Here is a 14,684-nt window from a genome sequence, read left to right on the forward strand (position 1 = left end):
GTATTTTTTGACGTAAAAAAAACGATCAGCGATCTGGCTTGAGGACGGACCGGCCGGGGCGGCCCCGCAAGCCACGATATCGGGGCCCATCGGGCGCCGCCAACGTCCGCTGCAAGGGGCGGGCGCGATGATTTGCAGGGGAGACGGATGACGGACGATCACAAGGATTTTGCACTCGATTGCGCGGAGATCGCGGCCGGACGCTACAACAAGGGCGAGATCGACCGGCGGACCTTCCTGGGCGCCATCGCCGCACTCGGCATCATTCCCGCGGCGGCCTCGATCCCGCTGCGCGGCGCTATTGCCGCGCCCGACGAGATCGTGGTGGTCAACTGGGGCGGGCCGGCCATCGAGGCCTATGAGGAGGCCTTCGGCATCCCCTTCGAGAAGGACACCGGCATCAAGGTCGTCATCGACGGGACGGGGCCGTCAGGCGGCAAGATGAAGGCCATGGTCGAATCCGGCGCAGTGACCTGGGATGTCTGCGATTCCGGCATCGGCACGACGCTCGTTCTCGGCAAGGCCGGGATCCTCGAGCCGATCGATTATTCGATCGTCGACAAGAGCAAGGTCTACGAGAAGTTCATCTTCGACCACGGGCTCGCCAACTACCTGTTCAGCTTCGCGCTGACCTACGCCAAGAGCCGCGTGCCGCGCGCCCCGACGGGCTGGAAGGACTTCTGGGACCTGGAGACCTTCCCCGGCAAGCGCACCATGCGCAAGAACCCCATCGGCATGCTGGAGAGCACGATGATGGCCGAGGGCGTTCCCATCGACAAGGTCTATGAGGAGCTCTCCAAGCCCGACGGGCTCGACCGCGCGCTCGCCAAGGTCGCCGAGATCAAGGACGAGGTGATCTTCTGGGGCTCGGGCTCGGAAAGCCAGCAGCTCTTCCGCACCGGCGAGGTCGTGATGGGCAATATCTGGCACACCCGCGCGCTTCTGCTCCACCGCGAGACCGGCGGCGACATCGAGTGGACATGGAATCAGGGGGTCGTGACCTGCGGCACCTGGGTGGTGCCGAAGGGCAACCCGGCCGGCAAGGCGGCGATGGAGTTCATCGCGTCCTCCCAGGCGCCCGAGCAGCAGATCTCGCTGTTCAAGGCCATGGGCAACGGCCCGGCCAACCCGGCCGCCGCCGAGCTCGTGCCCGACGATCTCAAGCAGTACGATCCCGGCCAGAAGGCGAATTACGATGTCCAGCTCCCGTTCAACGGCGAATGGTATCTGGAGCATCAGGAAACCGCCGTCTCCCGCTATCTCGAGGTGATTTCGGGCTGACCGGGCCTTTGCGGGCCGGCAAGGGGACGAAGGGGAGCGTCGAGGGCGGATGAGCGCTGGTGTGGAAACGGTCCGGCCGCCGCGTGCCGGGAGAAGATGGCGCTTCAACGCGCAGAACGTCTACTGGCTGCTCATCCTGCCGGCCGTCGCGCTCCTCCTCGTCTTCTATATCTTCCCGCTCTTCCAGGTGCTCTGGCTGAGCGTGACGGAACCGGAGCCGGGGCTCGGCAACTATGCCGACCTCGCCACGAGCTCCACGATCCACAACATCCTGTGGACCACCTTCAGGGTCTGCGTGGTGACGACGGCGATCACCGTCACGCTCGGCTATCTGGTTGCCTATGCCATGGTCCATGTGGGCCGGCGCCAGCTCACCTGGATGATGTTCGGCGTGCTCCTGACCTTCTGGCTGTCGGTGCTGATCCGCGCCTTTGCCTGGGTCATGCTGCTCCTGCCGAACGGCGCGATCAACGGCACGCTGCAGTTTCTGGGCCTCATCGACCAGCCCCTGTCGCTGTCGCGCAACGAGGTCGGGGTGGTGATCGGCATGGTGCATTTCATGCTGCCGCTCGCCATCCTGCCGCTCTACACCAACATGATCGGCATCAATCGCGCCTTCGTCGCCGCCGCGCGCGGGCTCGGCGCGTCCGCCTTCGAGGCCTTCTACATGGTCTTCCTGCCGCTCTCGCTGCCGGGCATCGTCGGCGCGACGGTGCTGGTCTTCATCTTCTCGCTCGGCTTCTACATCACGCCGGCCATCCTGGGCGGTGGCAAGGTGGTGATGGTGGCGGAGTTCATCGCGGTTCATTTCGAGGAGACGCTGCAATGGGGCACGGCCACGATGATGGCCTCCACGCTGCTGATCGCCGTCTTCGCCCTGCTGTTCGGCATGTCCCGCTTCGTTGACCTGAAAAAGCTGTTCGCCGCGCGATGACCGAGGGACGCTTCACATTCGCAAGAGGGCTGGTGCTGGGCGGCGCCTGGACGGTGGTCGGCTTCCTCGTCCTGCCCATGCTGATCATCTTTCCCGTCTCGCTGACGGATCAGTACTACCTCTCCATGCCGAAGGAGCATCTCTCTTTCAGGCATTACGAGAACTTCTTCTCCGACGACCGCTGGCTCGCGGCCTTCGGCCAGAGCGTCTTCATCGGGCTGGCGGCGACGGTGTGCGCGGTGATCCTCGGCACGCTGTGCGCGGTGGGATGCTGGCGCATCGCGTCCAACCGGTCGGAGCTCGTGCGCACGCTCATGCTCACGCCGATCATCGTGCCGCAGATCGTCCAGGCGCTCGCCTTCTACAAGATGTGGATCACGATCGACCTGATCGACAGCTATCTCGGCGTGATCCTGGCCCACACGCTGATCGCGCTGCCCTATGTGGTGATCACCGTGTCGGCCGCCCTGTCCAATTTCGATGTGCGCCTGGAGCAGGCGGCGCGCAATCTCGGCGCCTCAGTCAGCCAGACCGTGCGCTGGGTGATCGTGCCCTGCATCATGCCGGGCGTCCTCTCCGGCGCGCTCTTCGCCTTCACGATCTCCTTCGACGAGATCGTCACCGTCCTGTTCATCACCAGCCGAAACATCTACACGCTGCCCAAGCGCATCTGGGACGGGATCCAGGAGAATCTCGACCCGACCATCGCCGCGGTGGCGACCGCGCTGGTGTTCCTGACCCTGCTTCTTCTGGTGGCCGACATGGTCCTGCGCAGCCGGCGCGAGCGCCGGATGATGCGCCAGTCGGCCGCGCCCGCCGACGACAGCTGATCGCGAACCACGGAGTTAAAGGGATGTCGGAGCTCACGCCCGAAAAGCGCACCGCGCTCGCTTGGATCGAGGAGCACGCGGAGGACCTCTCGCGCGATCACATGACGCTGTGGCACTTCCACGAGCCGTCCTGGCGCGAATACAAGTCCGCGCGCTGGTATGTCGACAGGCTGAGGGCGGAGGGCTTCGAGGTGGAGGCGGGAAGCGCCGGCATGCCGACGGCCTTCTGCGCGACCTTCACCAATGGCGAGGGCGGCCCGGTGATCGGCGCCTATGCCGAATACGACGCCGTGCCGGGCACCTCGCAGGATCCCGTGCCCTACAAGAAGCCGCGCGACGGCGTGCACCGCTACGCCGCCGGCCATACGGACCCGCATTCCGCCCTCGGCATGGGCTCGCTCACGGGCATACTCGCCGCCAAGGAGGCGATGGTCCGCCACGGCATTGCGGGCACGATCAAGTATTTCGGCGAACCGGCGGAGAAGATGTGCGGCTCCAAGCCCGTCCATGCGTCCCACGGCTATTACGACGATCTCGACGCCGCCTTGAGCTTCCACCCGACCTCGCTGCCGGCGCTCTCCAACACCACCGTGTGGGACACCCATTGCGGCTGCTACTGGTCGAAGGTCTACACCTTCGAATGCGTGGAGCCGGAGAGCTGGCTCGGCGCCGGCGGGCGCGAGGGCACCAACAACAACCACTCCGTCGCCCGCGCGCCCGCGGCCATCGACGCGGTGTGCCTCATGTACACGACCTCCAAATACACCAAGGAATCCATGCTGCCCCATCGCGGAAGCTGGACGGTGAACGAGGCGATCCTGTGCGCGGGCCAGGCGACCGCCGACAATCTGCCGCCGCGTTTCGGCCAGATCCAGTATTCCTGGCGCTGCCCGACCATCGAGATGGCCGAGCAGATCGGCCGCATCCTCGACAACAATGCAAGCCACGTCGCCGGCATCACCCATACCGAGGTGAAGGGCGACTGGGTGACCAAGACCCGCCCCGGCCTGCCCAATCACGCGCTGGCGGAGATCACCTATCGCAATCTGGAGCTCGTCGGCGCGCCGAAATGGAGCCGGGAGGCGAAGGATTTCGCCAACGAGATGCGCAAGTCGCTCGGCTTCGAGCCGGTGGACGAGCCGCTGATGGAGGAGATCGAACGCCTCGTTGAGCCGCGCGAGGGCGAGGCCATGCTGCGCGAGAGCCTCCCGCCCTGGCAGAAGAACTTCACCTCCGACGACTATACGGACTACACATGGCACGCGCCGACCGTGCGGCTCTATATCGGGCGCGCGGCGCTCAAGCCGCCGAAGGCTGGCCATGCCGTGCCGCACTGGTGCCATTGCGCGCTGGGCGGCCTGCCGGCGGCCATGGATCCCATGTTCCTCAAGGCGGGCGAGGTGGTCGCCACCACCATGATCGACCTCATGGCCGAGCCGGAGCTTCTGGAGCGTTGCCGGGCGGAATTCCGCGAGCGCACCGGCGGCGGTATTGGCGGGGAGCGCTGGGTGCCGCCGCTGCTCGGCAAGGACTATCCCGCGCCCGTCCACTTCCGCTGGCCGGAATATGTGACGACCGAGCGCGGCGAGGAATGGTGGATTCCGGTCGGGGCCTGATCGGCGCCCGCATCGGTCAAACAAGGGGAATTCGCAGCCATGTCCGCCGTCAGCGAGGAAGAATATCGCTACAACATGACCATGAAGATCTTCCATTCCTGGCCCGAGCCGGCTTTCGAGTCGGCTGAGCAGCAGGAGGAGGTCTGGGGCCGCAAATGGGGCTGCGACAACGATGTCGGGCGCCTGCGCATGGTGCTCATGCACCGGCCGGGCGAGGAGCTCGGCGTCATCGACCCCGCGATGCGCAACGAGGAGCTCGGCTCCTATGGCGACCCCGAGCATGGCTGGTACTGGCGCGGCGCGACCATTCCCGCGCTCGAGGAGCTGCAGGCCCAGCACGATGCGCTGGTCAAGGCGCTCGGCGACAACGGCGTGGAGGTCGTGTTCATCGACAGGGCCGAGCCCGAGCGCATGAAGACCTGCTACACGCGCGATTCCGTCATCGCGGTGAAGGGCGGCGCCATCGTCACCCGTCTGGGCCCGAAGATCCGGCGCGGCGAGGAGGTCTCCGCGACCCGCACGCTCGCAGCGCTCGGCATGCCCATCCTGCGCACGGTCCACGGCACGGGCATCATGGAGGGCGGCAGCTTCGTCTGGCTCAATCCGCAGACCGCCGTGATCGGCCGGTCGAACCGGGTCAACGAGGAGGGCTGCCGGCAGGTGGAGGACGTGCTGCGGGCGCAAGGGGTTGAGCTCCTGCGCGTCGACCTCACCGGCTACCGGCTCCATATCGACGGGGCGCTGGTCATGGTCGATGTCGATACCGCGATCATCAATCCCGTCCAGCTTCCCTTCTGGTTTCTCGAGAAGCTCAGGGAACTCGGCATCCGGACGGTCGAGGTCTCGCCGGGCGATCCGATCTCCACCGTCAACTGCCTCGCCATCGCGCCGGGCAAGGTGATCATGTCCGCGGCCATATCGGCGCTGACGAAGGACAAGCTCGACAGGCTCGGCATCGAGATCATCGAGGTCGCCTACGACAAGATGTATCTCGGCGGCGGCGGCATCCACTGCTCGACCTCGCCGCTGATCCGCGATTCGATCTGACCGGCCCGGGAGCTCGGCGAGCCTGCCGAGTTGTCACCTGCACAGTATGACCTGTATCAATGCCGCTTCGGGGGGCGCCGGCTATCTGTGGCCGGCATCCGCAGTCCCGTCCCGTCCCGCATATTCGAGAGCGAGCAGACGATATCCATGGTCGCCAGGTACAAATGGCTCATCGCCGCCGCGCTCGTCGCCCTTGCCGCTGCCGGCGCCTACTACTGGTACACGGTCCTGGCGTCCAGGCTTCCCGACGGCATCGCGGAGAGCAACGGGCGTATCGAGGCCGAGCAGGTCGACATCGCCAGCAAGCAGGCCGGTCGCGTGATCGAGATCCTCGTCGACGAGGGCGACATGGTCGAGGCGGGCGAGGTCGTCGCGCGCATGCAGTCCGACGAGGTGGCCGCCCAGCTCAGGGCGGCAGAGGCCCAGCTTCGCGAATCCCGGCAGGCCCGCCGCGAGGCAGAGGCGACTCTTGCCCAGCAGAAGAGCCAGCTCGACCTCGCCGAGCGCGAATATGAGCGCGCCAGGAGGCTTCACGAGCAGGGCTACGCCACGACGGAGCTGCTCGACCAGCAGCAATCGAGACTGACCACGGCGCGCGCGCTCGTGGACGCGACGCAGGCCAGCATCGACCGGGCGGAGGCCACGATCGCCGCGTCGCAGGCCACTGTGGATCGGCTGAAGACGCTCATGGACGACACGGTGCTCAAGGCGCCGCGGTCGGGCCGCGTGCAGTACCGGCTCGTCCAGCCGGGCGAGGTGGTGGCCGCCGGCGCGCGGATCCTGACGATCCTCGACCTCGGCGATGTCTACATGACGATCTATCTGCCGGCGCGCTATGCGGGCCGGCTCGCCATCGGGGCGGAGGCCCGTCTCGTGCTCGACCCGATCCCCGACTATGTCGTGCCGGCAACCGTCAGCTTCGTCGCCGCGGAGGCCCAGTTCACGCCGAAGGCCGTGGAGACCGCGGATGAGCGCGACAATCTCTCCTTCCGCGTCAAGCTCCAGGTGCCGGTCGAGATCCTCCGGAAATATCGCGACAAGGTGAAGACCGGCGTCCGCGGCCTCGGCTATGTGCGCGTGGACGAGGCGACCGAGTGGCCGTCATGGCTGGCCGTGACCCTGCCGTGAACACAGACGGCGGGCCCGGGGCCGTCGCGACGCTGGAGGGCCTCACGCACCGCTACGGGGCCGTCCTCGCGCTGGACGACGTCACGCTCTCGGTGCCGGCCGGAACCATGGCGGGGCTCATCGGGCCGGACGGTGTCGGCAAGTCGACGCTGCTCGGCCTGATCGCCGGGGTGCGCAGGATTCAGGACGGTTCGGTCACGGTGCTCGGCGGCGACATGCGCGAGCCCCGGCACCTCTGGGCCTGCCACAGCCGCATCGCCTACATGCCCCAGGGGCTCGGCCGCAATCTCTATCCGAGCCTCAGCGTCTATGAGAACGTGGATTTCTTTGCCCGGCTGTTCGGCCAGGATGCGCGCGAGCGCCACCGCCGGATCATGGACCTCCTGGAGGCGACCGGGCTCGCGCCCTTTCCGGACCGGCCGGCCGGCAAGCTCTCCGGCGGCATGAAGCAGAAGCTGGGCCTGTGCTGCGCGCTGGTCCACGATCCAGACCTGCTCATCCTCGACGAGCCGACCACCGGCATCGACCCGCTGTCGCGCCGCCAGTTCTGGGCGCTCATCGACCGGATCAGGACACGGCGCCCGCAGATGAGCGTGCTCGTCGCCACCGCCTATATGGAGGAGGCGGAGGGCTTCTCGTGGCTTGCCGCGATGAATGACGGCAGGATCATCGCGACGGGCACGCCCGACGAGATCCGCGACGCGGCGGGCGCGGAGGACCTCGAGGCGGCCTTCATCGCCATGCTGCCGGAGGCAGAGCGCGCGGCGCATACCGAAGTCACCGTGCCGCCGCTGGAGAGCGAGGACGGGGCGGTCGCCATCGAGGCCCGCGACCTGACGCGGTGGTTCGGCGACTTCACCGCGGTCGACCATGTGAGCTTCGAGATCAGGCGCGGGGAGATCTTCGGCTTCCTCGGCTCCAACGGTTGCGGCAAGACCACCACCATGAAGATGCTGACCGGCCTCCTGCCGGCGAGTTCCGGCACGGCACGGCTCTTCGGCAGGGAGCTCGATGCGCGCGACATGGAGACCCGGTGCCGCGTCGGCTACATGTCGCAGTCCTTCTCGCTCTATGCCGAGCTCACAGTGCGCCAGAACCTCGACCTTCATGCGCGCCTCTACCGCCTCCCTCCCGAGGAGTGCGGCCCGCGCGTTGAGGAGATGCTGGAGCGCTTCGACCTCGCGACTGTCGCCGACAGCCTGCCCGACGCGCTGCCGCTCGGCATCCGCCAGCGCCTGCAGCTTGCCGTCGCCCTGATCCACGGGCCGGAGGTCCTGATCCTCGACGAGCCGACCTCCGGCGTCGACCCCGTCGCGCGCGACCGGTTCTGGCAGTATCTCGTCGACCTGTCGCGCAACCGGAAGGTCACGATCTTCATCTCCACCCACTTCATGAACGAGGCGGAGCGCTGCGACCGAATCTCGCTGATGCATGCCGGCAAGGTGCTCGCCGTCGGCGCGCCGGCGGAGCTTGTGGAGACGCGCGGCGCCGACACTCTGGAAGAGGCCTTCGTCGCCTATCTTGAGGACGCCGCGGAGACGGCGGACGAGGCCGTGCCGCAGGAGGAGACAGGCGAGGTTCCCGTTGGAGAAAGCACGGCGGCGCCGCCCGCCGCGCGCGGCTTCGATATCCGGCGCTTCTGGGCCTATGCCCGGCGCGAGCTGATGGAGATCGCGCGCGATCCGGTCCGGCTGGCCTTCGCGGTGCTCGGGCCTTTGATCCTGCTGCTGACCTTCGGCTACGGCATCTCCTTCGATGTGGAGGACCTGCCCTATGCCGTGCTCGACCAGGACAATTCGCGCGAAAGCCGAATGCTCCTGCAGACTTTCGAGGGCACGCGCTATTTCGACCGGCAGGCACCGCTCGCCAGCAGCCGCGATCTCGACCGGCGCCTCCAGAGCGGGGAGATCAAGTTCGCAGTGGAGATCCCGCCGGGCTTCGGCCGCGACCTGATGGCGGGCCGCCGGCCGGAAGTCCAGGTGGTGCTGGACGGAGCCATGCCCTTCAGGGCGGAGACCGCGCGCGGCTACATAGACGGGCTCGCGCAGGCCTATGCGAGCGAACAGGCGCGGCTCGGCGCGCTTGCCGCCCCGCAAACCCCGATCTCGATCGAGACGAGGTTCCGCTACAACCAGTCCTTCGAGAGCGTCTATGCCATCGTGCCCGGCGTCATCATGATGATGCTGATCCTGATTCCCGCCATGATGACGGCCGTGGGCGTGGTGCGCGAGAAGGAGACCGGGTCGATCATGAACTTCCGGGCCTCGCCTGTCGGCCGGCTCGAATTCCTGCTCGGCAAGCAGGTGCCTTATGTGCTGATCGGCTTCTTCAGCTTCGTCAGCCAGATCGTGCTGGCGCAGGTCCTGTTCGGCGTGTCGGTGAAGGGGTCCATGGCGGCGCTCTCGCTCGGCGCGCTCCTCTATGTCATGGCCGCGACGGGGTTCGGCCTGTTCGTGTCCTCCTTCACCCGCAGCCAGGTGGCGGCCATCGCCGCGGCGGCCGTCCTGTCGCTCATTCCCGCGGTCAACTTCTCGGGCCTCCTGGTGCCCGTCTCCGCCCTGACCGGCGGCAGCAGGCTGGTCGCGCCCCTGTTTCCCTCCGCGTGGTTCCAGCAGATTTCGGTCGGCACCATGACCAAGGCGCTTCCGATGAGCGATCTGTGGGCCGAGCAGGCCATGCTCGCGCTGTTCGCCGTCGTGTTCGTGGTCGCCGCGCGCTTCGCGCTGCGGAAGCAGGAACGATAGGCATGCCGAGTCTTGCCAACATAGCCCGCCTCGGCGTGAAGGAATTCCGCAGCCTCAAGGCCGATCCCGTCCTTTCGGTGCTGATCCTCTACGTCTTCACCCTCGCCATCTACTCGGTGGCGACGGGCGTGCAGTTCGAGGTGCGCAACGCCGCCGTCGCGGTCGCCGACGAGGATCGGTCCCATCTGTCCAGACGGATCGCCGGCGCGATTCAGCCGCCCTATTTCAGCCCGGCCGACGAGATCGCGCCGGCGGAGATCACGCCGGCGATGGATGCCGGTCGCTATGTGTTCGTGATCGAGATCCCGCCGGATTTCGAGAAGGACGTGCTGCGCGGCCACCGGCCGAGCGTGCTCATCGATATCGACGCGACCGCCATGGCGCAGGCCGGCAACGGCGCCTCCTACCTCCAGAAGATCGTCGCGCAGGAGGTGGCGGGCTATCTCTCTCAGGGCGCGGATGCGGGCCAGGCGGTCAGGGTCGTCACGCGCGCCCGCTTCAATCCCAATCTCCAGTCCATGTGGTTCACCGCGGTCATGCAGGTGATCAACAACATCACCATCCTGTCGGTCATCCTGACCGGTGCGGCGCTGATCCGCGAGCGCGAGCACGGGACGCTCGAACACCTGCTCGTCATGCCGGTGAGCCCGGCGGAGGTGATGCTCGCCAAGATCTGGGCCAACGGGCTGGTCATCGCGACGGCGGCGCTGCTGTCGCTGCTGCTCGTGGTGGAGGGGCTGCTCGGCGTGCCGGTGCACGGCTCGTTGGCGCTGTTCATCGCGGGCGCCGTGCTCTACCAGTTCTCCGTGACCGCGCTCGGCATTCTGCTGGCGACCTTTACCCGGTCGATGGCGCAGTTCGGGCTCCTGATCATCCCGGTGATTGTCATCATGAACCTCTTGTCGGGGAGCACGACGCCGCTGGAGAGCATGCCGGTCTGGCTTCAGAACGTTACGCAGCTCATGCCCTCGACCCACTTCGTGGCCTTTGCGCAGGCCGTGCTCTATCGCGGTGCCGGGCTGTCCATCGTGTGGCCGGAACTCGTCTGGATCGCGGGCATCGACGTCGCGGTCTTCGCCATCGCCCTGTCGCGCTTCCGTACCACCATGCTCAGCGCGCGCTAGATGTGAGCTTTCCGGTTCGAAAGCGCGGGAACACAGGGACCTGGAGCCATCTGCGTCCAATCGGGCGCATGTCGCTCCAGGCGGCAGGGCAGGGAGCGGTCAGCGCAACAGGCTCGGCAGGGCCAGCGTGACCTCCGGGATGTAGGTGACGGCCATGAGCACGGCGATCTGGATCAGGAGCATGGGCCAGAGCGCGCGCGAGATCTGCTCGATGGACAGCTTGGAGATGGCCGAGCCGACGAACAGCGAATAGCCGAAGGGCGGCGTCGCCATGCCGATGGCGAAGTTGATCACCACGAGCGCGCCCAGATGGATCGGGTCGAGGCCGAGCTGGGAGCCGATGGCGGTCAGGACGCCGCCGAGGATGATCATGGCGGCGATATTGTCCATCACCGCGCCAATCACGAGCAGCGCCACATTCAGCATCAGCAGGATGACGATCGGATTGTCGGAGACCGACAGGATCGCATCGGCGAGCGCTATGGGAAGCTGTTCCAGCGCGATCAGCCAGCCGAAGGCCGACGCCGTGGCAATGATGAAGCAGACGATGGCCGTCGTCTTCATCGATTCCAGGATGATCGCGTAGAGGCTTGCGACCTTCAGCTCGCGATGGACGAACAGGCCCACGACGAGCCCGTAGAAGACGCCGACCGCGGCGGCCTCCGTCGGCGTGAAGATGCCGCCATAGATGCCGCCGAGGATGACGGCGGGCGCACCGAGCGCCCATTTGGCGTCGTTGAGGGCTGCCAGCAGCTCCTTGCCGGTCGAGCGGCGGGTCTCGCGCGAAAGTCCCATGGCGCGCGCGGAGATCCAGCACCACACCATCAGCCCGCCGGCGATCAGGATGCCGGGAACGATGCCGGCGAGGAAGAGCTGGGAAATGGACTCCTCCGACACCACGCCCCAGATCACCATGGGGATGGAGGGCGGGATCATCTGCCCGATGGGGCCGGATGCCGTGGCGAGCGCTGTGGAGAAGTTGCGCCGGTAGCCGCGCGCCTCCATCTCCGGGATCATGATCTTGCCGATGGCCGCGGTGGTCGCGGGCGCGGAGCCGGAAATGGCGGCGAAGAAACTCGCCGACAGCACGGTCACCATGCCGAGCCCGCCGGTGACATGGCGCACCAGCGCCTGGCACAGCCGCACGAGCCTGGCCGACAGGCCGCCATGCATCATGAGGTCGCCGGCGAGCACGAAGCCCGGAATGGCGAGCAGGCTGAAGACCTGCGTGCCCGCGATGGTGCGCTGGGCGAGCACGATGAAGTCGATATCGGCGTACCAGAGCCCGACGAGGGTGGCGAGCGCGAGCGTGGCGACGATGGGCACGCCGCCGACGAGCAGGGCAAGGAAGGTGAGCCCGAGGGCGATGCCGGTCTCAGTCATCGACAGACTCCTCGACGACGGCGTCGGACGTGCGCTCGACGGGGCGGAACAGGCGGACGGTACCGTGGAGCACGATGGCGGCTCCGGCGACCGGCGCGGCCATGTGGAGCCACTCCACCGGATAGCGCACGGCGGCGGAGACCTGGCCGAGCGTGGCGGCGACATAGTCCCAGCCCGAGGACGCGAGCGCGGCGCCGAAGACGATCACCAGCAGCGTGATGGCGCGTTCCCAGACGGCGGAGACGGGCGCCGGCAGGAACCCGGTGATCAGGGTGAGGCGCACATGGAAGCCCTCGCGCACACCGAGGCTGCCCGCCAGCAGGACGATCCAGGTGAACAGGAACAGGGCCAGCTCCTCCGTCCAGCCGAAGGTCTCGCCGAGCACATAGCGCGAGAAGACCTGGAGGATGAGGCTGGTCATCGCCACGGCCGCCATGATGGCCACGACGGCGCCTGTGACCTTCGCGACGAGGCGCGAGACGGCATCGAGCGCGGATAACATCATGGAAGACTGTCTGTTAGGGGACACATCAAACTGGAGTAACCGGGAATATCCGGGAACGTCCGGGAATTGGTGAAAAGTGCAGGGATCGCGGGGCGTTGCGGGGGATTGGGCGCGGCGGTGTTCTGTGCGGCGTCGGACACTTGAAAGTGGAGGCGCGGGGCGTTTGGACACATGAAGCTGGAGGCGGCGACAGCACGCGGCGAGCGTTCGAACGCGCTTCGAAACGGCTTCAAGCATTTTCTGCTACCCATGCGTTTACCAAGGATTCGAAATAACTTCCGCGCACAAATCGCGGAGGTTGAATTCACTTTCTCGCCGCAATTCAATCACCACTGTGAGCCGACGAGCATCAGGCCCGACGTTTACCGCCTCCAGGGGCCGCCCTGGCCTCGCGCAAGCGCTTTCGAAGCCGCGCCTCGAGCCAGGGCACCAGGCTCAACAGCTCGTCGCGATCGCCGGCGTCCTCGGCCCGCTCGATGAGCGCATTGTAAGCGCGCGTGAGCTCGTCCGACAGCGCGTCCGGCGGCAGTTTTATGCCCTCCTCCTTGTGAACGCGTGCAACGGCGCGGCTGACTTCCTTGAAAACTTCCGCCTGGATGCCGGACGTGCTGGACGATGGGCTAGATTCCTCCCCTCCGATGTCACCGAGGTTCCTGCCCGCCAGCCAATCGAGGCTGGTACCGGTTTTCGCCGCCAGACGTGAAAGACCTTCAAACGAAGGGTCTGCCTTACCTTCAATCCAGCTTTGCAAGGTCGACTTGGCAACGCCGGCTGCACTTGCCGCCTCGGCCCGGTTCTTGAACCGTTTTTCGAGTTCTCTCAACCGGTTTCCCACTTCAGTACGGAAAGAGGGAACGGCCTTGTCCTTCTCTGACATTGGTTCCCATTTCCCATATTTTGTTGATAATAAAAGAATTTTCGGTGCACGCCGATATGGGTTGCCGGCCACAAAGTGGGAACGGATTTTCGGTTTGACGCGAACCGAAAATCCGGTCTATCGTTTGTGTCATGTCCAAAGCACCTGCAATTCATGACATCCCAAAAGAACCCGCCGTGAGGCGGGCATGGATCATGTTCCAGTTGCGCATCCGGGGTCTTTCGACCCGCCGGCTGGCCGCGCGCGAAGGTTGCTCGCGCCAGGCGATTTCGGCGGCGGCAACAGGCTTCGGATCAAGTCACCTGGAGGAGGCGCTCGCACACGCGATCGACCTCACGCCGCAGGAGCTCTTCCCCGAACACTACGACGCTCGCGGCCAGCGGATCGGCTGGACGCGCGTTCCCAATCGTAGCGGCCACAAGGCACAAGGCAATGTCAAAAAGACCGACGCGGCCTGACAGCGCCCGGTGGGCCTGGAGCTGGCGGGACTACGAGCGGCGCTTCGGCGACCGGCCGGACGCGCCGTGGCTCACGGTGACGGTGCGGTTGTCCGAGGAGGACATGGCGCGGCTCGCCGCGATGGCAGCGGAGGCGGGTACGACATCGGCCAAGCTCGCGGCCTCGATCGTGCGCGAGGTGCTGGCCGATGACCTGGCGGCGCACGGGGAGGCGGCGCGATGACTGAGGCGATGCTGGCGGCAGATCATCGCCGCGCAATCCAGGTAGCAAATTCGCTTGAAGCGTCGGAGCTCAACGCGATCAGTGCTCTCGTTTCGCATCTGGTGTCGCGTCGAGCTCCATTCCGTGAAGCAAGAACAGCGCTACGGCGATTGTCGTCTGCACTGCGGTCAAGCCGCGAGGGAGATGCACCATGATGCGTGTCCCTGCGTGTTCATTGGCCTTGGCCATTGCCATCGCCTGCAGATACCGCTCGCGGAGCAGCCTTAATCCGCCGGAACTCAACGTTTCGAGCGCTCGCAGTCCGTCGCGACCCATAAATTCCAGCGTTGCGTCGACCTCGGTACCGTATCTGCTATCGCAAGCGATCTCCGATGCTGCTGCTGCCACCTGCTTGTTCAGTGGCCATAGGGCACGCATCACGTCCTCCGGCGACAGGCCGATTGGTTCCAGACTCTCCAGCGGCTTGCCTGTTTGTGCCTCAAGAAAGCGCTTGAGAGCGTCAAATCGCTTCATTCCACATTCCCCCGACTCGGT

The 14,684-nt window shown here is 66.2% G+C and carries 14 protein-coding genes; 10 read left to right on the plus strand and 4 right to left on the minus strand.

The window, feature by feature from the left end; genetic code table 11:
- Positions 1–147: 147 nt before the first annotated feature.
- The 8 genes from HW532_RS18945 (at position 148) to HW532_RS18980 (ending at position 10,704) form a co-directional block, all read left to right on the plus strand.
- Positions 148–1,281, plus strand: a complete 1,134-nt coding sequence (locus tag HW532_RS18945; protein WP_213161959.1) for an ABC transporter substrate-binding protein — start codon at positions 148–150, stop codon at positions 1,279–1,281.
- A 49-nt stretch (positions 1,282–1,330) separates the two neighbouring features.
- Positions 1,331–2,215 (plus strand): ABC transporter permease, encoded by an 885-nt coding sequence (locus HW532_RS18950; protein ID WP_213161960.1) that lies wholly within the window; start codon positions 1,331–1,333, stop codon positions 2,213–2,215.
- Complete coding sequence (locus HW532_RS18955) at positions 2,212–3,045, plus strand: ABC transporter permease (protein WP_213161961.1); 834 nt, start codon at positions 2,212–2,214, stop codon at positions 3,043–3,045. Before HW532_RS18950 ends, HW532_RS18955 begins: the two co-directional genes overlap by 4 nt.
- A 23-nt stretch (positions 3,046–3,068) precedes the next feature.
- A complete protein-coding gene (locus HW532_RS18960; protein ID WP_213161962.1) occupies positions 3,069–4,661 on the plus strand; it encodes a zinc-binding metallopeptidase family protein in 1,593 nt (530 codons plus the stop codon).
- A 39-nt stretch (positions 4,662–4,700) separates the two neighbouring features.
- Positions 4,701–5,708: a dimethylarginine dimethylaminohydrolase family protein gene (locus HW532_RS18965; protein WP_213161963.1), complete on the plus strand. Its 1,008-nt coding sequence runs from the start codon at positions 4,701–4,703 to the stop codon at positions 5,706–5,708.
- 147 nt (positions 5,709–5,855) lie between these two features.
- Positions 5,856–6,836 carry an HlyD family secretion protein gene (locus tag HW532_RS18970; protein ID WP_213161964.1) on the plus strand — a complete coding sequence of 327 codons (981 nt, stop codon included), beginning with the start codon at positions 5,856–5,858 and terminating at the stop codon, positions 6,834–6,836.
- Complete coding sequence (rbbA, locus tag HW532_RS18975) at positions 6,812–9,580, plus strand: ribosome-associated ATPase/putative transporter RbbA (protein WP_213161965.1); 2,769 nt, start codon at positions 6,812–6,814, stop codon at positions 9,578–9,580. The genes HW532_RS18970 and rbbA overlap by 25 nt, the downstream gene beginning before the upstream one ends.
- A 2-nt stretch (positions 9,581–9,582) precedes the next feature.
- Complete coding sequence (locus tag HW532_RS18980; RefSeq protein ID WP_213161966.1) at positions 9,583–10,704, plus strand: ABC transporter permease; 1,122 nt, start codon at positions 9,583–9,585, stop codon at positions 10,702–10,704.
- Between the two features lie 99 nt (positions 10,705–10,803).
- Here the strand turns inward: HW532_RS18980 and HW532_RS18985 are convergent, their stop codons facing one another.
- The 3 genes from HW532_RS18985 to HW532_RS18995 all read right to left on the minus strand — a co-directional run bounded on the left by HW532_RS18985 (position 10,804) and on the right by HW532_RS18995 (position 13,469).
- A complete protein-coding gene (locus HW532_RS18985; protein WP_213161967.1) occupies positions 10,804–12,087 on the minus strand; it encodes a TRAP transporter large permease in 1,284 nt (427 codons plus the stop codon).
- Complete coding sequence (locus HW532_RS18990; RefSeq protein WP_213161968.1) at positions 12,080–12,592, minus strand: TRAP transporter small permease; 513 nt, start codon at positions 12,590–12,592, stop codon at positions 12,080–12,082. Before HW532_RS18990 ends, HW532_RS18985 begins: the two co-directional genes overlap by 8 nt.
- A gap of 349 nt (positions 12,593–12,941) precedes the next feature.
- Positions 12,942–13,469: a helix-turn-helix domain-containing protein gene (locus HW532_RS18995; protein WP_213161969.1), complete on the minus strand. Its 528-nt coding sequence runs from the start codon at positions 13,467–13,469 to the stop codon at positions 12,942–12,944.
- Positions 13,470–13,663: 194 nt separating this feature from the next.
- Between HW532_RS18995 and HW532_RS19000 the strand changes: the two genes are divergently transcribed.
- Together HW532_RS19000 and HW532_RS19005 are read left to right on the plus strand one after the other, a co-directional pair.
- The gene (locus HW532_RS19000) at positions 13,664–13,927 is read left to right on the plus strand and encodes a helix-turn-helix domain-containing protein (RefSeq protein WP_213161970.1); all 264 of its coding nucleotides are present in this window, start codon (positions 13,664–13,666) and stop codon (positions 13,925–13,927) included.
- Complete coding sequence (locus HW532_RS19005) at positions 13,902–14,150, plus strand: hypothetical protein (RefSeq protein WP_213161971.1); 249 nt, start codon at positions 13,902–13,904, stop codon at positions 14,148–14,150. The genes HW532_RS19000 and HW532_RS19005 overlap by 26 nt, the downstream gene beginning before the upstream one ends.
- A gap of 78 nt (positions 14,151–14,228) precedes the next feature.
- Here HW532_RS19005 and HW532_RS19010 read toward each other — a convergent pair whose 3' ends face one another.
- Positions 14,229–14,663 carry a hypothetical protein gene (locus HW532_RS19010; RefSeq protein WP_213161972.1) on the minus strand — a complete coding sequence of 145 codons (435 nt, stop codon included), beginning with the start codon at positions 14,661–14,663 and terminating at the stop codon, positions 14,229–14,231.
- Positions 14,664–14,684 lie beyond the last annotated feature (21 nt).

It is taken from the genome of Kaustia mangrovi (genome assembly GCF_015482775.1).
Classification (GTDB): Bacteria; Pseudomonadota; Alphaproteobacteria; order Rhizobiales; family Im1; genus Kaustia; species Kaustia mangrovi.